19 protein-coding genes are annotated in these 19970 nt (G+C 55.7%); 14 read left to right on the top strand and 5 right to left on the bottom strand.

Annotated features, from left to right (window positions below; translation table 11 throughout):
* Positions 1 to 180: 180 nt before the first annotated feature.
* The 6 genes from ACEE09_RS03815 to ACEE09_RS03790 all read left to right on the top strand — a co-directional run bounded on the left by ACEE09_RS03815 (position 181) and on the right by ACEE09_RS03790 (position 5223).
* The gene (locus ACEE09_RS03815) at positions 181 to 912 is read left to right on the top strand and encodes an ATP-binding cassette domain-containing protein (protein ID WP_449082223.1); all 732 of its coding nucleotides are present in this window, start codon (positions 181 to 183) and stop codon (positions 910 to 912) included.
* A gap of 231 nt (positions 913 to 1143) precedes the next feature.
* Positions 1144 to 2148, top strand: coding sequence for a hypothetical protein (locus ACEE09_RS03810; RefSeq protein ID WP_449082221.1), 1005 nt, complete (start codon positions 1144 to 1146; stop codon positions 2146 to 2148).
* Entirely contained in the window at positions 2149 to 2742 is a 594-nt protein-coding gene (locus tag ACEE09_RS03805) for a hypothetical protein (RefSeq protein WP_449082219.1), read from the top strand.
* A 105-nt stretch (positions 2743 to 2847) separates the two neighbouring features.
* Complete coding sequence (locus ACEE09_RS03800) at positions 2848 to 4029, top strand: trans-sulfuration enzyme family protein (protein ID WP_449082217.1); 1182 nt, start codon at positions 2848 to 2850, stop codon at positions 4027 to 4029.
* Positions 4030 to 4041: 12 nt separating this feature from the next.
* The gene (locus ACEE09_RS03795; protein ID WP_449082216.1) at positions 4042 to 4356 is read left to right on the top strand and encodes a DUF2516 family protein; all 315 of its coding nucleotides are present in this window, start codon (positions 4042 to 4044) and stop codon (positions 4354 to 4356) included.
* A gap of 126 nt (positions 4357 to 4482) precedes the next feature.
* A complete protein-coding gene (locus tag ACEE09_RS03790) occupies positions 4483 to 5223 on the top strand; it encodes a phosphoglyceromutase (RefSeq protein WP_449082214.1) in 741 nt (246 codons plus the stop codon).
* A gap of 81 nt (positions 5224 to 5304) precedes the next feature.
* Here ACEE09_RS03790 and ACEE09_RS03785 read toward each other — a convergent pair whose 3' ends face one another.
* Positions 5305 to 6609 (bottom strand): trypsin-like serine protease, encoded by a 1305-nt coding sequence (locus ACEE09_RS03785; protein WP_449082212.1) that lies wholly within the window; start codon positions 6607 to 6609, stop codon positions 5305 to 5307.
* 192 nt (positions 6610 to 6801) lie between these two features.
* Positions 6802 to 7458 carry a phosphate signaling complex protein PhoU gene (gene phoU / locus ACEE09_RS03780; protein ID WP_449082210.1) on the bottom strand — a complete coding sequence of 219 codons (657 nt, stop codon included), beginning with the start codon at positions 7456 to 7458 and terminating at the stop codon, positions 6802 to 6804.
* Between the two features lie 182 nt (positions 7459 to 7640).
* Here phoU and ACEE09_RS03775 point away from each other — a divergent pair, with 182 nt between their 5' ends.
* Together ACEE09_RS03775 and ACEE09_RS03770 are read left to right on the top strand one after the other, a co-directional pair.
* Positions 7641 to 8888 (top strand): sensor histidine kinase, encoded by a 1248-nt coding sequence (locus ACEE09_RS03775; protein ID WP_449082209.1) that lies wholly within the window; start codon positions 7641 to 7643, stop codon positions 8886 to 8888.
* Positions 8889 to 9569, top strand: a complete 681-nt coding sequence (locus tag ACEE09_RS03770) for a winged helix-turn-helix domain-containing protein (RefSeq protein WP_449082207.1) — start codon at positions 8889 to 8891, stop codon at positions 9567 to 9569.
* Between the two features lie 88 nt (positions 9570 to 9657).
* Here the strand turns inward: ACEE09_RS03770 and ACEE09_RS03765 are convergent, their stop codons facing one another.
* The gene (locus ACEE09_RS03765) at positions 9658 to 10179 is read right to left on the bottom strand and encodes a hypothetical protein (protein WP_449082205.1); all 522 of its coding nucleotides are present in this window, start codon (positions 10177 to 10179) and stop codon (positions 9658 to 9660) included.
* Between the two features lie 256 nt (positions 10180 to 10435).
* Here ACEE09_RS03765 and ACEE09_RS03760 point away from each other — a divergent pair, with 256 nt between their 5' ends.
* From ACEE09_RS03760 to ispF, 3 genes are read left to right on the top strand one after another with little or no spacing between them, the layout of a single operon-like run.
* A complete protein-coding gene (locus ACEE09_RS03760; RefSeq protein ID WP_185173529.1) occupies positions 10436 to 10921 on the top strand; it encodes a CarD family transcriptional regulator in 486 nt (161 codons plus the stop codon).
* A gap of 23 nt (positions 10922 to 10944) precedes the next feature.
* Positions 10945 to 11721: a 2-C-methyl-D-erythritol 4-phosphate cytidylyltransferase gene (gene ispD, locus ACEE09_RS03755; protein WP_449082203.1), complete on the top strand. Its 777-nt coding sequence runs from the start codon at positions 10945 to 10947 to the stop codon at positions 11719 to 11721.
* Positions 11718 to 12194: a 2-C-methyl-D-erythritol 2,4-cyclodiphosphate synthase gene (gene ispF / locus ACEE09_RS03750; protein WP_449082201.1), complete on the top strand. Its 477-nt coding sequence runs from the start codon at positions 11718 to 11720 to the stop codon at positions 12192 to 12194. The genes ispD and ispF overlap by 4 nt, the downstream gene beginning before the upstream one ends.
* A gap of 12 nt (positions 12195 to 12206) precedes the next feature.
* On the opposite strand, the gene ACEE09_RS03745 is transcribed toward ispF, so the two are convergent.
* Both ACEE09_RS03745 and ACEE09_RS03740 read right to left on the bottom strand, forming a co-directional pair.
* Positions 12207 to 13547 carry an alpha/beta hydrolase gene (locus tag ACEE09_RS03745; RefSeq protein WP_449082199.1) on the bottom strand — a complete coding sequence of 447 codons (1341 nt, stop codon included), beginning with the start codon at positions 13545 to 13547 and terminating at the stop codon, positions 12207 to 12209.
* Positions 13548 to 16091 (bottom strand): bifunctional lysylphosphatidylglycerol flippase/synthetase MprF, encoded by a 2544-nt coding sequence (locus ACEE09_RS03740; RefSeq protein WP_449082197.1) that lies wholly within the window; start codon positions 16089 to 16091, stop codon positions 13548 to 13550. It lies immediately after the preceding gene.
* A gap of 127 nt (positions 16092 to 16218) precedes the next feature.
* Here ACEE09_RS03740 and ACEE09_RS03735 point away from each other — a divergent pair, with 127 nt between their 5' ends.
* From ACEE09_RS03735 to rlmB, 3 genes are all read left to right on the top strand, one after another.
* On the top strand, positions 16219 to 17115 hold the full coding sequence (locus tag ACEE09_RS03735) for an alpha/beta fold hydrolase (protein WP_449082195.1): 897 nt from the start codon (positions 16219 to 16221) through the stop codon (positions 17113 to 17115).
* 2 nt (positions 17116 to 17117) lie between these two features.
* Positions 17118 to 18542 carry a cysteine--tRNA ligase gene (cysS, locus tag ACEE09_RS03730; RefSeq protein ID WP_449082194.1) on the top strand — a complete coding sequence of 475 codons (1425 nt, stop codon included), beginning with the start codon at positions 17118 to 17120 and terminating at the stop codon, positions 18540 to 18542.
* Between the two features lie 107 nt (positions 18543 to 18649).
* Positions 18650 to 19630: a 23S rRNA (guanosine(2251)-2'-O)-methyltransferase RlmB gene (gene rlmB, locus ACEE09_RS03725; protein ID WP_449082192.1), complete on the top strand. Its 981-nt coding sequence runs from the start codon at positions 18650 to 18652 to the stop codon at positions 19628 to 19630.
* The last annotated feature ends 340 nt before the right edge of the window (positions 19631 to 19970 follow it).

Here is a 19970-nt window from a genome sequence, read left to right as displayed (position 1 = left end):
AATGGGGCTATTCCCAGATTATAGATCTGGGGGGATTAATCAGAAGTGTGGAACATACGATTTTGGCCGTATGACGAGGCCTAATGAATATTATTTCAAGGTTGAACGGTTGAATAATCAGTATGTTAGTAATCACTACCTCGATGTTTCTTATGTGAAGCAGACCTACTAGAAGGTTCTATGATTTTTGTAGAAAATCTTAGTTATATACGGCAACGGCGCCGGGTGCTTTATAACCTCAGCTTTAGTCTGGCACCCGGCGCTACAGCCCTGCTTGGCCATAATGGGGTAGGAAAAAGTACGCTCTTTTCGCTCCTTGCAACAGCGCTCAAGCCTACCCAAGGCACAATAGGTCTACAGGTAGAGTCTCATCGACTCGATAGCCGTCAGCAGGTTAAGCAGTATCGAAAACATATAGGTTTGGTACCTCAACATTACAAGCCGATTCCCGGACTCAGCGTAGAGCAACACATTCAATATGTCAGTTGGTTAGCTTCAAACTCAAGTTCAACGGCGAACCGTCTTACCCAAGAGGCTATAGAAGCAACTTCCCTCCAGGAGCTAGCAGAGCGTAAAGCCACGGAACTCTCAGGTGGCGAAACACAACGTCTGGCTATCGCAGGTGCTCTTGCGACAGGTGCTAGAACTTTGCTCCTGGACGAACCTACCGCGGGTCTTGATCCCTCACATAAGAACGTCATTAACCAACTGATTCAAACTGTCGGGCAAGAGCGGGTTGTACTTGTCGCCACTCACGATCTTTACCAGCTCGATGAGATTTATCAGTATGTTCTTGCTTTGAACCAGGGGCACCTGACGTTTTCTGGGCATACCTGTGACTTCCTCGCCCCCTTCAGTGGAACATCACAACAGCAAGCCCTAGCAGCCTTTGACCACTTCATGGAGCAATAGACCATGCGGCCTGTATATCTAGACGTATTCACACATCATCTAGCCTTCAAGTTGCTTCCTGCCGCCCTAATCCTGAACCTTCTTTACATCCTGGTATACAGCAACTCAGCAACCATCGTAGGCAATGCTGAATCTGCTGCCGGTCAGGCTTCGCTTTTACTTATATTTTCGGCAGGTTTGGCTTCTCTCGCTTCTTGCTGGGCAGGGGTGCAACTTTGCCGTACTAGGTTAATGCACACTGCAGCGGCAAGACCGAGCTGGCAAATAATAGGGTTATGGATTTTTCCTGCCTTTCTCGGCGGAGCAGCGGTACAGATAGCTGGAGCGATTGGATTGCTTGCGTTATCAGAAGCTTTGCCCAATTCTCGGTTTGCACTGATTCTTGTAGCTCAAATTTCAGCCTTGATGGTTCATACCGCCCTCGGTTACTGGTGTGGTAGATTCTTATGTCCTTTTCTTGCCTACCCCCTTGCCCTGCTGACGAGCTACTTATGGCTAGCCTTTACTTGGACGCTACCTATCACCTTTATACGGTATCTGGCTGGTCCCGCTATGGTTATGTGCTGCTCGCCGGTAGAACGTATAGATCCTGCCGCCCCTGCGGCTCTTCTTATCTTTTCTGTGATAGTGGGCTGTGGTCTTCTTGGCCTAGCTACATGGCGGGGTGGCCATAAGCTGGTCAAAATAGGAGTTGCTACACTTTGCTTAACCCTGGGTGGTGGCGCAGGATATCTTGTGGCAGGTCACTTGGGCCCAGTTGCAACCTCTTATCTTGCTGACCAGGATCTTGTTTGTGCAGGTAGCGCACCGCAGGTCTGTGTGGGAGAAGTATCTTTGGCGAGGAATGACCTGCGGGAGCAGATATCGTTTGACTTCAAGAAAATGCAGAATATAGGGCTACCCCCTGTAGAACAAGCCCTGATTTACAGGGGTGAAAATCTCCCTGCCCTGCATGAAGGAACAGCCTATATTGCTTACCCTCCGACGATGACAGGAGAAGAAGCTCATCGCATGGTGGCCTCGATTTATACTGCCCCGTTAGAGCAGTGCTTCGATGTCTTTTTGACTCAAAATGATATGCAAGCTTTCAGCGCCTATAGTGCTTCTACCGACCTGCTTATGAATCAGCTCACCGACTATCTGGCAGACTCTGCAGATGTAGACTCTACGCGAGAACAAGCGATTCGAGAGCTCTACACAACTCTGAGTGGCTGTTCTCTTCCTCCAGGAGTTTAAGTGCGCTATTTTCTCAAGTCACGTAATCTCATGCGACCCACTTTGGTGCTTTTGCTGAGTTCGGGTTTGCTTGCCCTCTGGAAGGGGACTTCACTTTATCTCCCCCTGCCTGATTTTATCCCTACCCTGGCGCGGTCTGTGCCTGTTGATGCTGTACTGATTGTTTGCTCCGTTACTGCAATTGCTCTTGCAGCTTACCCAGGCGCTCAATTGTGGGAAAGAGTGGCTCCGCGTAGTATCCAGATGTATTCCTATTTTCTAGCAACCGGTCTCGGTCTTTTTACGTGTTTTACTTTTGGCATAGCCTGCCTGGGAGATTCTACTGTCTGGCTTGTACTTATGAAGCTACTGGGACTGTTGGGTGTCGTCTCGGTGCTCTATCGCTGCCTCGGTGCCTACGTCAGTTTAATTCCCTCCATTCTTCTTGTGCTGAGTACAATTTTTGCCCGCCGCTCAGGGGGAGGGCTTGCTCCCTGGGCTTGGTTGGTTAATAATGACCCGCAACTGTATCAGGTTATTTTGACTCTTGTTGCTGCTGGAATGGGTGTAGTTCTGGCAGAACGTTTTCATCTTGTTATCGACAGTAGCCGCTAATTCGCTTCCGCGCGCTACCTAGTTAATACAGCCACACTGCCCCTTGTATGACCATTGATGAACAGCTGGTAGCGCCCTCCCTGCTCAGTGCGTATCGTTGAATTTATGACTGAACAGAATCTTGCTCCCGAAACCCGCCTGGTCGCTGGTGGCCGCCCCGCCCATGATGATCTGGCTCCTGTGAACCCGCCCATTGCCATGTCTTCTACCTTCCGGCAGACAGGCCCCTCAGATGTTAACACCTATGCTCGTTTCACTAACCAGAGCTGGGATGGCATTGAAGAGGTTGTAGCTGATCTTGAGGGGGCAGAACTACCTGGTTTGGTCTTTGCATCCGGTATGGCCGCTGTTGCTGCTGTGCAGGATCTAGTGCCTGTTGGCTCCATTATTTTGCAGCCTGAGCACACCTACATGGCTTCAGTTTCTATGGCTAAGCGTCTTGAAGCTCGCGGTATTGCCACTCTGGTGCGTCTTGATATTGAGAACACTGAGTCCGTTATCGCTGAAATGGAAAAGGCTGCCGCCACCGCTGGCGTCACCCCTGAGAACATCAACTATGCAGCCCCTAAGGTGCTGCTGTGGGTAGAGTCACCCACCAACCCCATGATGGAGGTCGCGGATCTGCCCGCTATCCTCGATGCTGCTCAGCGCCTGGGCATTGTTTCTGCGGTTGATAACACCTTCGCCACCCCGCTGGGGCAGAACCCGCTAGCGCTGGGTGCGGACGTCGTCGTCCACTCTGCTACTAAGTCCATCGCCGGACACTCCGATGTGATATTGGGTCTTACCGTTACCTCTAACCCCGTACTGCGTGATGCTATGGTCGCCCACCGCACCACCAATGGCGCCATTGCTGGGCCTTTTGAAGCTTGGCTGGGTCTGCGCGGTATCCGTACTTTGGGTGTGCGTTTGGAACGTGCAGCCGCTAACGCCTTAGAGCTAGCTGAGCGTCTGCAAGCTCACCCTGCTGTCAAGGCTGTGCGCTACCCTGGCCTGCCGACTGATCCCGGCTTTGAGCGGGCGTCCGCACAGATGCGTACCTTCGGCTCAATTCTTTCCATCACCCTAGATGCCACTGCCGAAGAAACTGACCGCGTGGTTCAGGCCCTGAACATTTGGACGCCTGCAACCAGCCTCGGTGGCGTAGAATCTCTGATTGAACGCCGCCGCCGTCACGGTTCAGAGCCGCACTCAATTCCTGAGTCGCTGCTGCGTATGTCGGTAGGTATCGAGAACGTTGATGATCTCTACAACGATCTGGCCGCGGCCCTAGAAAACCTCAAGTAGCGAACGGACGCCATGACACCCATTGCCCTCATTATTCTGGTTACCCACTATGTGGGCCTTGCCCTGGCCCTGGTAGTTGCCGCCCTGGCGGTCTTTGCCTTGATTGAGGCGGCCCGCGCCTCAAGTCACGCCTATCAGAGCGCTTTTAGGCGCACTAAGGGCTTCTGGGTGGGGGTGACCGGTGCGGCAGCAGCCTTCTCTGTTGTGACGCTCTGGCAGACCTGGACTTTTGGTGGGGGCTCTATTTTTCTGCAGCTCATTGCTGCTACGGCGGTGGGCGTATTCCTGGCGGACGTCCGCCCTGCTGTGGCGGTGCGTCGCCGCTAACAGCAACTTGCGTTCTGCCTGAAAAACCCACACATAATCATAATTATTCCGTATTTTGCCGGTCATATTATGAATATGTGTGGGTTTTTCTAGGGTTTGGCGTAGCGAAGTGGGATAATGGGGGCTATGACTTATAAATTGGTACTGCTCCGTCACGGGCAATCAGAATGGAACGAGAAGAACCTCTTCACCGGTTGGGTCGATGTTGCCCTGACCGAGAAGGGCCGCGCCGAAGCTACCCGTGGTGGTGAACTACTCAAGGAGCGCGGCATCCTCCCCGATGTTGTGCACACCTCCTTACAGCGTCGCGCCATTAACACCGCTAACCTGGCTCTTGATGCGGCTGACCGCCACTGGATTCCCGTTAAGCGCACCTGGCGCCTGAATGAGCGCCATTACGGTGCGCTCCAGGGCAAAGATAAGACTCAGACCCTGGAAACCTACGGCGAAGAGCAGTTCATGACCTGGCGCCGTTCCTACGATGTTCCCCCGCCGGCACTGGATGATAACGACGAGTTCTCCCAGGCCAATGACCCCCGCTACGCAGATATTGAGAACGCTCCGCGCACCGAGTGCCTCAAAGATGTTCTTGAGCGTATGCTGCCTTACTGGGAATCAGAGATTAAGGAAGATTTGAAGGCCGGTAAGACCGTTCTGGTGGCAGCTCACGGTAACTCCCTGCGCGCTGTGGTGAAGAACCTTGAAGGTATCTCAGATGAGGATATTGCCGGGTTGAACATCCCTACCGGCATCCCCCTCTACTACGAGCTGGATGAAAACTTTAAGCCCCTGGGTGCCGGCGAGTACCTGGACCCCGATGCCGCCAAGGACGCTATTAAGGCTGTTGCTAACCAGGGTAAGAAGTAGCTTCTTTCCTGTCATTTAAGCTTTATCGCAGTAGATACCGGGCGCTAGCACCTCTAGAGGTGCTAGCGCCCGGTATGTGTTTTACTTCTGGCTGGTGGGGTTGCGCCGAGTGAGGGCGACTCCAGCTAGTGCGATAGCGGCGGCTAAGGCGGTCAGAACCAGCAGGGGCGCACCGGTGCGGGCCAAGCTGGCAGGTTCCTGCTTCTGGTGAGCTTCTTGGGCTCCCTTATGCGCTAGGGGCGCGGTGCCGGTCTGATGTGCGTTAGATTCTGCGCTGGGTTCTACCTTGGGCTCTGCGGGGTTTCCATTGCCCTGCGCGGACGGCTGCGCGCTGGGGCTTGCTACAGGGGTGGTTTCGCTGGGCTTGGGTGAGCTGGTGGGTTCTGCCGAGGCGCTCGGTTCAGAGCTGGCTTCAGGCTGGTTGGGGGCTGGGAGCGCAGGTGCTGTGCTGGGGGTGGGCTCTGCACTGGGTGCAGGTTCTGGGGCTTCTGTAGGTACTGGGGTTTCTGTAGGTGCTGGGGCATCTACCGGTTCCTGGGGGGCATCAGGTTCAGGAGTAAGGGTGGGCAGGTTACTTGGTGCTGGGCTGGCCTCTGGTGCTGGGCTGGCCTCTGGTGCTGGGCTTGTTTCAGGTTCAGGGCTTGTTTCAGGTTCAGGGCTAGCTACACCGGTCATGGGTTGTGCCTGGATGCCTGCGGTTTTTTCTATCCAGGAAACGAAGGGGCGCAGTTCCAGGGCGCCAGAAACTTCACCGATCCAGTAGTCGTTAGCTACGTGAGAGCCCATGACGTTAATGCCAACGAGCTTGTTATCGACCATAAAGGGCCCACCGGAGTCGCCATGGTTGGAGGTCCCGTCAATACCTTCAAGTCGGTAGACCTCGTTCCAATAGGCATCTCGGCTTTGGAAAGATTGTTTGACTGTTGCTGTGCGGAGCCAGGGCATAGTTTCGCCCTCTATTCCTCGCCCGTAGCCGTAGATGTACCCTTCTTGATTCATAGTGAAGCTGTGATCTGAGGCTAGGGTCGCGTAGCTGCTGAGCTCTTGGGGCGTGGAGAGCTGGATGAGGGCTATATCAGCCTGGGAGGATTCGATAATGTTGGCGGAGCTGATGGGGGTGCCGGGGTTCAGCTTGTCGTTGGAGAAGTAGATGTCGGCGGAGGTGGGGGTGGCGGCATCTTCGGTGCAGTGGGCTGCGGTGATGACCCAGGTGGGGCTGAGGGCTGTACCGGTGCAGCGGTCGTAGGTTTGGTCTTCTTTTTGGATAGCGAGTTGGACGATGAACTCGGAGTTGGTTTCTTGACCTCCTGAGATGGCTTGGGCGGAGGTGAAGGGGGAGAGGGCTGCTCCTATAGCTAGGGCAGCTAGTAAGGGGTGCTTGCGCATGGGGGCTCCTTATCAGGTTTATGAGAATCATTCTCATTTACGATTATCTATCATAAACCCAAACTCAGGCAGCAAGAAGACTCTGTGAGCGGCGTCCACACCCCATAAAAAACCTGGTGCCCCACCCCTCATACAAGGAGTACAGCACCAGGTGCATCAAGCTCCTACTCCTAGAGCAGGCAAGAATAAAAACTAGATGCTAGGTACAGCATTCCAGTCACCGGTCACCAGGTAGGTGACCTTACGAGCTACCGAGACGCCATGGTCACCAAAACGCTCCAAATAGCGGGATGTGAGAGTGACGTCCACGGTCACCTGGGCGCTCTGATTCCAGTCAGGAGCCGCCATGCGGTTAAAGACCTCAACGTGAAGTTCGTTGATACGCATCTTGTTCTTGATGATGTTCTGGGTGTGAGAGAGATCGCGGGTCTCCAGCAGGCTGATGACGCTGGCGATAATTTTCTGGTCCAACTCAATAATCTCGCGGAAGACCGGCACGATGGACTCAGGCAGAACATGCTCAGGGTAGCGCATACGGGCAACCTGAGCTACGTGACGGGCAAGGTCACCCATGCGCTCAAGGGAAGAGCTCATGCGCAGGGCACCTACAATCATGCGCAAATCAGAGGCTACCGGGCCCTGCAGGGCTAGGATGTCGATGGCGCGTTCATCGAGCTCATTTTGCATGAAGTCGATGCGGGCATCATTGCTGATGACTTCTTCAGCTTCTTGCACGTCAGCCTGCAAGAAGGAGTCCGAAGCACGGTTAAGGGCTTCCTGGACTAGGGTGGCGATATGAATCAGCTCTTCACCGACGTGCTGTAGTTCGGCTTGGAAGACTTTGCGCACGTGCGCGTCCTTTCCATCTGGGGAAGTGTGGGGTGCCGGGCAGACTCCTGCCTACGGCTACCTCTATAGAGTGCCAAGGCCACATGAACACAAACACATGGTTGGGTAAACGTTAGTTGAACCCCCAAATATTTAGGGCTTTAAGGGACTCAGGGCGGGGTGCAGGCCCTAAGCTGGTAGATGTGAACCCTACTGTGATTGCTTTATCTGCCGCTGTGTTGGGGCTCCTCATTGGCGTGGTGAGCATGCTCGCTGTGCAACGTAGTGAGCGTCAGCGCGCTCGCTGGGCTGATGTTGAGGAGCCAACCATTAGCGACGGCGCCGCTGAGGTGCTGGCGGTCATTGGCCGTGCCTACCTGGTGGTAGATGCTGTGGATGGGGTAGTGCAAGCATCCCCCGGTGCCTATGCCCTGGGGCTGGTGCGCGGGCATACAGTGGTCTTCGATGAACTCTTAGAGATGATTGATGCGGTACGTTCTAAGAGCGTCATTGTTGAGAGAGAGATTATTTTAACCCGCGGTTTTTATGACCAGAGCCGCCTGGTGCTTGATGTGCGGGTAGCGCCCCTGGGCGATGAATATATTTTGGTGTTAGCTGATGACCGCACCGAAATCGTCCGCGCGCAGACTGTGCGTACCGACTTTGTGGCCAATGTTTCGCACGAACTAAAAACCCCGGTGGGTGCGGTGGGGCTCATGGCTGAGGCGATTGAGTCCTCAGCCGATGACCCTGAGTCAGTGCGCTATTTTTCGGGCAAGCTGAAGAAAGAGTCCCAGCGGCTTGCAGCTCTGGTGCAAGATGTCATTGAGCTTTCCCGTCTCCAGTCAGCTGATATGGTACTGAACTCCACCCTGGTCGATGTTGAGCAGATAGTAGCTGAATCAGTAGACCGTAACCGCCTCACCGCTGAGGGCAAAAATATTGAGCTTCTGGTGGGAGGTAAGGCACCCTACCCGGTGCATGGGGACCCGGAGCTACTGGGCACTGCCTTACGCAATCTCATCGAGAACGCTATCCGCTATTCACCTGAGAACACGAAGGTGGGTATCGGCATGGCGGTGAAAGGTGACGCTGTTAGAATTTCTGTGAAAGACCAGGGCCCCGGCATCCCAGAGGATGAACAAGACCGCATCTTTGAGCGTTTTTACCGGGTAGACCCAGCCCGTTCACGTCAGACCGGAGGCACAGGCCTGGGGTTGAGCATTGTGAAACATATTATCGGGCAGCACGGCGGCGAAGTGACCCTCTGGTCCCAGCCTGGTTCCGGCTCAACCTTCACGATTTCTCTACCCCTTGTTGACGAAGAGACCAAACAAGACCTGCTGGGAGAGCACCCACTGACCGGGCCTCTCACCCAGGTAACAGATCACAACACCCACACAGCGCCGCGCCCCATAGGGTCGGCTCAAACTGCGAAGGAAACAAAGTAAGTGACCCGTATTTTAGTGGTTGAGGACGAAGAGGCGCTGAGCGAGCCCCTGGCCTTTTTGCTGGGTCGTGAGGGCTTTGAGGTGCAGGTCGTTGATAATGGCCTGGACGCTGTCGTCGAGTTTGAGCGTAACGGAGCAGATTTGGTATTGCTCGACATCATGCTTCCGGGCCAATCGGGCACCGAGGTCTGCAAGCAGATTCGTGCTACCAGCGCGGTCCCGATTATCATGCTCACTGCCAAAGACTCAGAAATTGATAAGGTGCTTGGCCTAGAACTCGGTGCTGATGACTACGTCACTAAGCCCTATTCCTCCCGTGAGCTCATAGCCCGTATCCGCGCAGTGCTACGACGCCAGGGCGAATCTGAAGAGCATGATGCGGGAGCTATCGAGGGCGGGCCAGTGCGTATGGACGTTGAACGCCACGTGGTTACTGTTTCTGGTGAAACTGTGGCCATGCCTCTCAAGGAGTTCGAGCTGCTAGAGATGCTTTTGCGTAACGCTGGTCGCGTGATGACGCGCGCTCAGCTCATTGACCGGGTCTGGGGTGCTGACTATGTAGGTGATACCAAGACCTTAGATGTGCATATTAAGCGTCTGCGTTCCAAGGTGGAGCCTGACCCCTCGTCCCCGCGTTATGTGGTGACGGTGCGTGGTCTGGGCTATAAGTTTGAGCCTTAAACCGCTCTTATACGCCGGGTAAAGCAAAGGGGGCTGGTAGTTCGATGATGTGAACTACCAGCCCCCTTGGGTGTGAAGGAGAAAGTTTTTAGCGGTTGTTGCTAGCTGCTGTGGTAGGCAGGTAGGGAGCATATTCTTCCAGGGTGCCATCAAGTACCGGCACGTTGAAGGTTTCAGTGCCCGGGGTAACGGTGGAGGATACTTCGACGTCCTTCAGGAGCAGGCCGGGGGCAACGCCAGCTTTGTCGAGCAGAAGCTGGTTCTTATCGTCTTCTAGGCGGACTTCTTGGCCTGCGGGGATCTTAAGGGTGAGAGTTTCGGTGGGGAAGGCCAGAGTGACGGTGGCGTCTTCTTCAGTCTGGTTTAAGATGGTGCCCAGGAGGCGGCCCTGTGAGGTTTCATCTGCTGCGATGACCATGATGTTGCGCAACTGGATATCTTGCTGGCCGTTTTCGCCGATGAGGTTGACCATCTGGCCGTCTGATGCTGAGTAGACGATGGTGGTGGCGGGCTGGTTGGTGTAGGTGCAACCGGTGGTAGCTAGCATTGCACCAGCAATAGCGGCGAGGGCGCTGACGCGCTTGAGGGTCATAGAAGCGGTGTTCTTCACAGCTCTAGCTCCTTGTGTAGGGTCGTAATCTGCTGCTGGGCAGAGAAAGTGTGTGCTCCGCGCCGAGGTACGGATTTTTATTTCGTTCAGGTCACATTCTATCTGCTTTATCGACGATACGTCTGTATCAAGGTGGTAAAAGGCCCTAAATGAAGTGCCTAGGTTCGCTCAGAGCGCCGGGCCTATTCTTGAGACTTTTAAGGGTGCTGTCTTTCGTCGCATGGTAGAATAGGTAGGCTGAAAGGGGTTTATCCATATGGTTTTTGAGGTTGGCGAAACAGTCGTTTACCCTCACCACGGTGCCGCAACGATTGAAGAAATCAAGATGCGCAAGATTCGTGGCGAAGAGAAGATGTACCTGAAACTCAAGGTTGCTAACGGTGACCTGGTGATTGAGGTGCCCGCTGAGAACGTCGATATGGTGGGCGTGCGCGATGTTGTTGACGAGCGCGGTCTGCAGGAAGTCATCGATGTACTCCAGGCAACCGATACCGAAGAAGCAGCGAACTGGTCACGCCGTTACAAGGCTAATGTTGAGAAGCTGGCTTCTGGTGATGTGCTGAAGGTTGCTGAGGTCGTGCGCGACTTGTGGCGCCGTGAGAATGACCGTGGCCTGTCTGCTGGTGAGAAGCGTATGCTGGCTAAGGCCCGTCAGATTCTGTCATCTGAGGTCGCTCTGGCTAAGGACATCGACGAAGAAGCTGCCGAGGTTGAACTCGATAAGATTCTCGAAGGCGTCTAAACTTTCGGGTATGCTCACTAGCTGTGAGCACTCTAGATTTTTCTGATACAGCGGGCACCGCAACCACATCGGGTGGTTCGGTGCTCGCTCTTGTTATTGTGGCGGCTGGTTCCGGGTCGCGTTTGGGAGCGGGCAAGCCCAAGGCCGAGGTTCAGGTTGCCGGGCGCACTCTCTTAGAGTGGGCTTTACAAGGGGCCTTGTCCTCCGGTGTGGCTGCGCGGCTGGTAGTGACGGTACCACCCCAAGATCGTGAGTTGCGGCACGTGTGTGCCCGCTATGGTGCTCTAGCGGTGGCCGGGGGCGCTACTCGCGCCGAGTCGGTAACCAGCGCCTTAGCCGCAATTGCGGACGCACCGCCCCTATCTGGGGCCTCCCAGCAGCTGCCTACCGGCGTCCTGGTGCATGATGCGGCCCGCTGCTTTACCCCTGCCAGCGTCTACCACCGGGTGGCTGCTGCCTTGGCGGCAGGAGAGAAGGCCGTGATTCCTGCCCTGCCTGTGGTAGATACCATTAAGACTGTGGATTCTGCCGGGTACGTCAGCGGGACCCCGGCTCGTGCCCAGTTGCGGGCGGTGCAGACCCCCCAGGGCTTTGATCTTGCTACCTTGTTACAGGCTCATCGGGATGTTGCCTCTTTGAGCCCTGAAGTTGCTGAAAGCATCACTGATGATGCCATGCTGGCAGAAACCCTGGGTCTGCCGGTCGCTACTGTCGAAGGGGCGGCCCAAGCCTTTAAGATAACAACCCCTCTAGACCTTACCCTCGCTACAGCCCTCTATTCTGAAAAGAGAGAAGTATGATTCCCCGTATTGGTACCGGCAATGATGTTCACGCTTTTGGTGAGGAGGGCACCGAACTGTGGGTGGCTGGTCTGCACTGGCCAGGCCAGCGGGGCCTGTCAGGTCACTCAGATGGTGATGTGGTGGCCCATGCTGCTGCTGATGCCCTTTTTTCCGCTAGCGGTACAGGCGATTTGGGGTCTAACTTTGGGGTGGACCGCCCTGATATGGCGGGGGCTTCTGGGGTGCGTATCTTGTCGGAGGCGGCGGCAATCGTGCGGGCTGCCGGTTTTGAGATCGGCAATATTGCTGTGCAGCTGATTGGCAATAAGCCTAAGTTTTCTCCTCGCCGTCAGGAGGCTAACCGCGTCCTATCTGAGGCTGCCGGTGCGCCGGTGACGGTGACCGCTACAACCACCGATGGGCTGGGTTTGACCGGCCGTGGTGAGGGGCTTGCTGCGGTTGCGGTGGCCCTGGTTTACCCGCAGAGCTAGGCTGCTTCAGGGTTACTGGAGGCCGGTGCGCTGCCCTAGCCAGGGCAGGGCATCAGCGAAGGCCGCCTCCCAGACTTTCCATTCGTGCTTGCCGGGGTAGGTTTTCCATTGCACATTGAGCCCGGCCTGTTGAGCGGCGGTATAGAGCCCTTCTAGACCTGATGTGTAGGAGGGGTCGTCTTCGGTGCCGATAGAGAAGATGCCGCTGGGCCCTGGCTGGGTGTAGGTACCCTGTTCCAGCATGGTTGCTGGGTCATTTGCCTGGTAGGTGGCTTGGTCGCCGTCGAAGCCGCGGGTGAGGGTGAGCTTTTCGTTGCCGAGGGAGGGGTGAGCCTCCCCGGACATGTTGATGAAGGCCGGGTAGGTGTCGGGGGCGCGTAGTGCTGTTTGCAGGGCGCAAGTTCCCCCGTTGGAGAGTCCTGCGATAGCCCAGTGGGAGCGGTCAGTGTCGACCTGTAGATTACTGGTCAGCCAGGTGGGGACAGTCTCTTGCAGGTAGGTAGCTACCTGGCCGTGGGCGGTGTCGCTACAGAGGGGGTTGGTCCAGTCACCGCCCAGTTGATCAACAACGACGACAACCGGTGCCAGCCCGGCCTGGTCTGCTGCGTAGGAGTCGAGTATGGTATGCACCTGGCCCAGGTTGAACCAGTCAGAGGGTGAACCGGGCTGCCCAGCCATGAGGACCACAACAGGCAGTAGCGGGCGGGGGTTGCTGAAGTAGGCCGGGGGCAGGTAGATGTAGGCATCGCGCGGGGTGAAGGCTGAGTCGTGGGCTGGTATGTTCTCCCGGATGATGGTTCCCTCACTGGCTAGATTAGCGGGCGCTGTCCAGGTGCTAGCTAGGGTTTGCCCGCCGGTATCGTAGACGGCGACGGGGGTAGAGGCCCCTGTTTCAGCCAGGGTGCTGGTGGGCACAGTAATCCCCAGGGCGGACGCCAGGGTGGGGTAGCCCCCGTAGTAGGCGTTGATTCCTAAGCCGGTTAGGGCAAACCCTAGACCAACTGCGAGGGCGGCTGTAAGTACTGAAAGTGTTGGGCGCAGACGTCCGCGCTGTGGCCAGTGTGCCCTGGCGGCAAGTACAGCGTAGATGACTACCCATAGGGCGTAGCCTGACCAGAGCCAGGTGGGTGCCCCAATAGCGTCAGCTACGGGGTGCCAGACATTGTTGGTGAGGTAGGCGCTCAGTGCGACGAGGGCTGTAAGGCCTAAGAGAATGATGAGGTGGGTGCGCCAGCGCACTACTGATAGAGCCCGCCCCAGCAATGCTAGGGCCAGGAGGCTTGCAAGAATGATGGTCAGCGGCCCCCAATAGTCGGCGCGTAAATCAATGGAACGGGCAAAATCAGCGAACATTTATTTCTCCTGGGATCCCATAGCTTGTAAGATGCCCAGCACATCTTTTGGTTTCATCTCAGGCAGGTAGGCGTGAGAGACTGCGATTCCGATAGCTGGTAGATCCCCGGAATCGGGGGTGACTAGGTACATGGGTTCAAAACGGGGGCGGAACTTGGCTTTAAAGGTGAGCAGGGAACGGAAGCCGTAGAGGGGTTCCATGCGCTCCCCTAGGTAGTCCAGCAGTCGATCAAGGCCGCTGCGTACTGCCGGGGCTACGGAGTGGGCCAGAGGGGCGCCGGAGAGGGAAAGAATCTCAAGTCCTTCATCCTTGGCGTCCTGGGCTGCTGAGGCAATCAGATATTCCATGGAGGCCGCAAAGACGCCCTCGGCGTCGCGGCGGCGCATGAAGTCTAGGGTTAGGCCGATGAGGCGCCCTTCTCTGTACACGGGCATCCAGGAGGTGACACCGTGGATGAAGCCGCTCTCATCAAGAGCAAGGAGGATGCGAGTCTCGGGGTCTTTGAGCTCCTCAAGGCCACCGAGGGTAAAGCCCATCTCTGGTAGGGACTTTTCTGAGACCCAGCCTTCAGAAATCTCCACAATCTGGGCCCACTCGGCTAGGAGCAGTTCGTTGTAGCTGGTCCATTTGGTGGTGATTCCCTGTTTTCCGGCCTGGTTGAGGGCGGTGCGGATAGACTGGAATTTTTTACCTGAGAACTTGAGTTCAGCTAGGTCGATGATAGCCTCTTCGGCTACCTGCCAGGAGCTCCAGCCCAGGGCCTGGGAGACCTGCTGGGTGGGGGAGTGCACCGAATAGAGGGCCGGTGCTAGACCCCGGTTGGTGCAGAATCGGGCAAATTCTTGCACGGCCTGCTCAACCCGATTGGGGGCTGCAGCAGGGTCTCCTACGGTAAGAGCAACGCCCCCGTGCTCCAGGTAGGCGAAGCCTTCTTCTCCACTCTCTGAGATCCAGTAGCTGCGGTTGTCCCAGGTGCCGATCCATCCCAGGGTCCCTGCCCCGTGTTCACGAACCAGTTCAAGGTAGTGGTCACGGTTCTGGGAGGTGTCACCGGCGGGGGCGACCATGACCCGGTGGGTGCACATAATGAGGGCAAGCCAGGTGAGGGCGGGGGTTAGCCAGTGCAGAGAGGCCGTGAACCAAAAGGTTCCTGCGTAGGAGGGCGGGAGCACATACCAGGCTGCTGAGGGCAGGAGCTTAACTAGGTAGTCCCCGGCAAAAGCTAGCGGGTGAGGTTGAGGGGCAAAGCCCTGGGGGAAAAGGACAGCTAGAGCTGTCACCAGCACCAGCCCTGAGAGGGCTACTAGCCCTACGGTACGAGCGGACGCCCATACCGCCTGCCGTGATGAGGGTAGGGGAAAAAAGCGGAGGGTAGCTAGCACTAGGGCTATGAGGGCGGCAGGTACTAGTACGGGTACGAGCAGGCGGGCACCGGCGTCCTCAAGTTCTGCGATGGCATTCAAAGGGGCTAAATGGTGGCCTAGAACGCCGGAGTAAATTACCAAACTGAGGAGAGAAAAGAGGAGGACAACACCTTGAAGTGCTAGGGTTCCGTAGGCTGCTAGACGGCGCCCCCGCACTAGGCCTAGGGCGAGAACAAGTTGAAGAATCAGGGGGAAGAGCGCTAGGATGCTGGCTAAAAATCCCTTGGTCTGATCTACATATACCTGGTGGGCGCAGAGGGAGCTTGTAGCCTTGTCGGCGCACAGCGCATCGAGGGCGGCGTCGGTCAGGGCCCCTGGCCCCACCACGTAGCGGGCTGCTGAGAGCGGACCTACGGGGTTGGGTGAGTGGGCGGCGAAGAAAATCCCGAGGGAGACCGCGGTGATAGCGAGAGCTACTAGGGTGCGGGCCTCATAGCGGGTGCCGACGAGGGAGTGTTCACGTTCGGGAGCTGGAACTAGGAGAATCCCACACGCCCAGCCTGTGGCTGCCGCTACGATGAGGGCGATATCGTTCAAGGAACCACCGAAAAGTAGGAGCCCCAGAAGGAGCGTGCAGGTAAGTGTGCGGATGCGGCGGCGCCAGACGGTGGAGTAGGTGCGGCTTGCTGCTAGCAGGGAACCTGCCAGCATGAGGGGTAGGCCGAAGACGGAGTGGATTGTGAGTGCTTGAGCCCAACCGGGAAGGAGGGTTTGTGCGGCAGAGAAGATAACGGTGATTGCCGCTGCTGGGAACAGGTAGCTAGCGAGGGCGGTGAGAATGAACCGCCAGGTTCCTAGAGCTCTTTCAATGAGGGGGCCGGTGAGTGTAAGAATGGCAAGGAAGAAGAGGGTGCTTACTGGCTTGTGGTTAATGATGATGCCGGTGAGCGGTTCCCAGGTGGCGGTAAAATTACCGGGCTGGAAGGTGAGGGCGGCGGCTTTTTCTTGCCCTAAAAGCAGTTCAATGACGAGCCCACCGAGAGCGAGCCCCACCAGTAGGGCTGAGAAGGGGGCTACAGTGATGTAGGTGGTGATGTATTCGCGGGTCCAGCGCAGGCGCCTGGTGATGACGGGGTGTGACTCGATGTGAGGTGAGGCCGGGGTAGAAGTCAAAGGCACAGTAGCCTCCTGGTCAGCGATGATGGGGAATAAGATATTTGGTCTCGTTCAGTATAGTCATGCCTAACAGGGCTAGAATAAGGCTGTCCCTCCTAGAAAACTGGCTCTAACCTGTAAAGAAGTGTCTGTGAACGTCGATTCTCTTGAACCCCGCCCCCATTCCTTTGTGTATGAGGGCACCCGCCGTATCGCCTGGCATGAATTTGGGCAGACTAATTCTCCTGTGGCGACTGCACTGTATTGTCATGGCACTCCCGGTAGCGGCTATGAGGCTCTCTTTCTTGATGGGGCAGCTAAGGAGCTGGGCATTCGTATTATTGCCCCGGACCGCCCTGGCCTAGGTCAGTCGGATCCTGTAGCTCACCGCCGGGTCAGTACCTGGGCTGAAGAGGACGCTGCTGCCCTCCTCGAGCACCTGGGGCTGGGGCAGATTAGCGTGATTGGTTTTTCCGGTGGTGGTCCGTACGCCATGAGCCTGGCAGCTTTATACCCGCACAAAGTTGATCAGCTCATCTTGCTTGCCCCTTTCACCCACCACAGCCTGTGGAGCACCCGTATCGGCTTGTCCCTTACTCCCTTGCGGGTGCACCTAGCCTGCCTCATCTCTTCTGTGATACCTAAAGGCTTACTTGACCGGGCTACCGCTGCGGTCTGTGCCCCTTTATCGCCTGTCTCGCCTCTTGCTGCGGCCCTGGGGCAGAAGGTGCAGGGGCGGACGGCTGCTTATCGTATGGCTGTCTCTCACGACTATGCTCTCCCATCTTCTATAGATATAGAGGGCGGGGTGCAAGATGAGCACGCGATTCAAGGTGATTGGGGTTTCTCTGAGTCCACTGTTAAAACCCCTGTGCATGTGTGGATAGGTGGCAGTGATCGGGTGGTGAAGCCTGCTCGCGCTCGCAACTTGGGGTTGCGTTTGGGGGCGCAGATTCATGAGCTGCCTCGTGATGGGCATTTTTCCTTGTTGATGAGTTGTGCGGGTAGTTTTCTCGCACCGGTTTTGTCTCGCGCGGTAAACTGGTAGGCGTGACTTTACGTTTTTATGATTCAGCAACAGCAAGCGTCCGTGACTTTACCCCGGTTCATCCTGGGGAGGCCCGTATCTATTATTGTGGTGCCACTGTGCAGGGTGCCCCGCATATTGGGCATGTGCGCTCGGGGCTGGTTTTTGATCAGCTTTCTCGCTGGCTGACTTACCGCGGTTATAAGGTCACTATGGTGCGTAACGTTACCGATATTGACGATAAGATTCTGGTGAATTCGGCTGCGTCTTTTGAGGCTGACTATAGCGGGGAGTACCCGGCTGAGCAGTGGTGGGCTTTGGCTTACCGTTTTGAGCGGGTTTTTGGGCAGGCTTATGCTTCTTTGAATATTGCTCCTCCTACCTATGAGCCGCGCGCTACCGGGCATATTCCTGAGATGTTTGCTCTTATTCAGCGTTTGATTGATCGTGGTCATGCGTATCCGGCTACTGATGGGTGTGGGGATGTTTACTTTGATGTGCGTTCCTGGGAGAACTATGGTGCTTTGACTCGTCAGAAGATTGATGACATGCAGGATGCTCCGGACGCTGACCCCCGAGGCAAGCGCGACCCGCGTGATTTTGCCTTGTGGAAGGCATATAAGGAAGGGGAGCCTGTCACTGCTTCTTGGGAGTCTCCCTGGGGTAAGGGCCGCCCCGGTTGGCATTTAGAATGCTCGGCTATGGCCGGTAAGTATCTGGGTGAGACTTTCGATATTCATGGTGGTGGCCTTGATTTGCGTTTCCCTCACCATGAGAATGAGATGGCTCAGTCTCAGGCAGCTGGTTACGGTTTTGCTAACTTCTGGATGCATAACGGGCTGGTCAACTATGAGGGTGAGAAGATGTCTAAGTCTATTGGCAATATCATCACCCCGGCCCAGATGCTGGAGCAGGCGCGTCCTTTGGTTGTGCGCTATTACTTGGGTCAGGCTCACTACCGTTCTGTGCTTGATTATCTTCCTTCCTCGTTGGAAGAGGCCCGTGTTGCTGTTGAACGTGTTGAGGCTTTCCTGGCTGCGACTCAGGAGTATCACCGGGAAGGAGCTCAGGTTCCTCAGGCTTTTGCTGAGGCGATGGATGATGACCTCAATATCCCTAAGGCTCTTGCTGCTTTGCATGTGGGCGTCCGCTCAGGTAACGCCGCTTTAGCTGCTGGTGAGTCTGCCCAGGATGCCGCTGAGCAGGTGTATGCCATGGCTAAGGTTCTGGGGCTGGTGGAGCTTATGTCTTTCAGCCAGGAGGGCGCTGCCGCACATGAAGCTGGTGAGCATGCAGCACTAGATTCTCTGATTCAGGCCATGCTGACTCAGCGTGCTGAAGCCCGTGAGGCTAAGGACTGGGCTCGGGCTGATCAGATTCGTGATGCTTTGGTTGCTGCTGGCATTACCGTCAAGGACGGTGCGGCAGGGTCTACCTGGTCGCTCTAATACTTCCTCCTTCTTCTGGTTACCGTGCTCCATCTCTCGCCCTGTATAGGGCGTGGGGTCGGTAAGCTGGAGAATAATTCATAGACATCTAATAAAGGACAGTAACCATGGCGAAGGCAGGTTCACGCCCCGGCGCAACAAGTAAGAAGAAGGGCCCTGTTAAGGGCACTGGCGGTCACGGCCGTAAGGCCCTTGAAGGTCGTGGCAACACCCCTAAGGCGGAAGAGCGCGTCTACCACAAGGCCTACAAGATGAAGAAGGCTACAGAAAACCGTAAGGCAACCGGTACTTTGCGTTCTCGCCAGCCCCGCTTGGGTGGTAAGCGCGCCTCTGATGAGCTGGTGACCGGTCGTAATTCTGTACTTGAGGCACTTCAGACTGAGATTCCTGCTAAGACTCTTTTTGTCATGTCCCGTATTGAGGTTGATGACCGCGTCCGTGACATTATGACCGAGGCCAACAAGCAGGGTCTTCCTATGCTTGAAATTGGCCGTAATGAGCTAGATCGTCTCACCGATCACGCCGTTCACCAGGGTGTTGCGCTTCAGATTCCTCCCTATAAGTATCCGGACGCTGGCAACCTGGTTCTCGATACGATGGACCGCTGGTACGACAAGCAGATGGACACCCCGCCTCTCTTTGTTGCTTTGGATGGTATTACTGATCCCCGCAACTTGGGTGCCATTATTCGTTCTGTTTCAGCTTTCTCGGGTAACGGCGTCATTATTCCTGAGCGCCGTTCAGCAGCTATGACTGCTTCTGCTTGGAAGACTTCTTCTGGTGCTGCTGCCCGTATCCCGGTTGCTAAGGCTACTAACCTGACTCGCGTTATCCAGCAGGCTAAGGACGCTGGCATTTTCGTTGTTGGGCTAGATGGTGGTGGCGATATTGATTTGCCCAACCTTGAGCTAGCTTCTGAACCGCTCATGATTGTTGTTGGTTCAGAAGGTAAGGGGCTGTCGCGTCTGGTGACTGAGAACTGTGATCAGATTGTTTCGATTCCCATTAGTTCAGCGATGGAATCTCTGAATGCTTCTATGGCTGTCGGTATTTCTCTCTATGAGGTATCACGCCGTCGAGCTTCCTAAGCTTTAATGCCGATAAGTGCTCTCCTGCAGATAGTGGGGGAGCACTTTGTGTATAGGAGCTGATGAGGCTTCTGTGAGCCATACTAAGGGCGTGGCTCACAAAAAATCCCTAAAATCAAGTCTCTGAGTGGTCTTTAAAAAAACTTTTAAAAAACTTTTGATGTCTTTAATACGTCTTTGACTAGTCTCTTTGTTGGTATGAGGGTGTTTTTTGGGGCTGAATCTGCCTCAAAAGTGCTCAGAGTGGGTTGCATGGTCTGAAAAACCTGCGTAAAGTATTACCAGTCGCCACGGCACAGGGGAAACCCACCCAGCGACAAAACAACTAGTCACATAGCGA

The organism is Rothia sp. 88186D007BW (assembly GCF_053544215.1).
Note: the sequence above shows the minus strand (reverse complement) of the source record. Positions and strands in the feature narration are given on the sequence as shown.

Excerpts from the sequence above, each read along its gene's own strand:
- ACEE09_RS03815 (WP_449082223.1), top strand. The coding sequence starts at position 181 with ATGATTTTTGTAGAAAATCTTAGTTATATACGGCAACGGCGCCGGGTG.
- ACEE09_RS03810 (WP_449082221.1), top strand. The coding sequence starts at position 1,144 with ATGCACACTGCAGCGGCAAGACCGAGCTGGCAAATAATAGGGTTATGG.
- ACEE09_RS03800 (WP_449082217.1), top strand. The coding sequence starts at position 2,848 with ATGACTGAACAGAATCTTGCTCCCGAAACCCGCCTGGTCGCTGGTGGC.
- ACEE09_RS03795 (WP_449082216.1), top strand. The coding sequence starts at position 4,042 with ATGACACCCATTGCCCTCATTATTCTGGTTACCCACTATGTGGGCCTT.
- ACEE09_RS03790 (WP_449082214.1), top strand. The coding sequence starts at position 4,483 with ATGACTTATAAATTGGTACTGCTCCGTCACGGGCAATCAGAATGGAAC.
- ACEE09_RS03785 (WP_449082212.1), bottom strand. The coding sequence starts at position 6,609 with ATGCGCAAGCACCCCTTACTAGCTGCCCTAGCTATAGGAGCAGCCCTC.
- ACEE09_RS03760 (WP_185173529.1), top strand. The coding sequence starts at position 10,436 with ATGGTTTTTGAGGTTGGCGAAACAGTCGTTTACCCTCACCACGGTGCC.
- ispF (WP_449082201.1), top strand. The coding sequence starts at position 11,718 with ATGATTCCCCGTATTGGTACCGGCAATGATGTTCACGCTTTTGGTGAG.
- ACEE09_RS03745 (WP_449082199.1), bottom strand. The coding sequence starts at position 13,547 with ATGTTCGCTGATTTTGCCCGTTCCATTGATTTACGCGCCGACTATTGG.
- rlmB (WP_449082192.1), top strand. The coding sequence starts at position 18,650 with ATGGCGAAGGCAGGTTCACGCCCCGGCGCAACAAGTAAGAAGAAGGGC.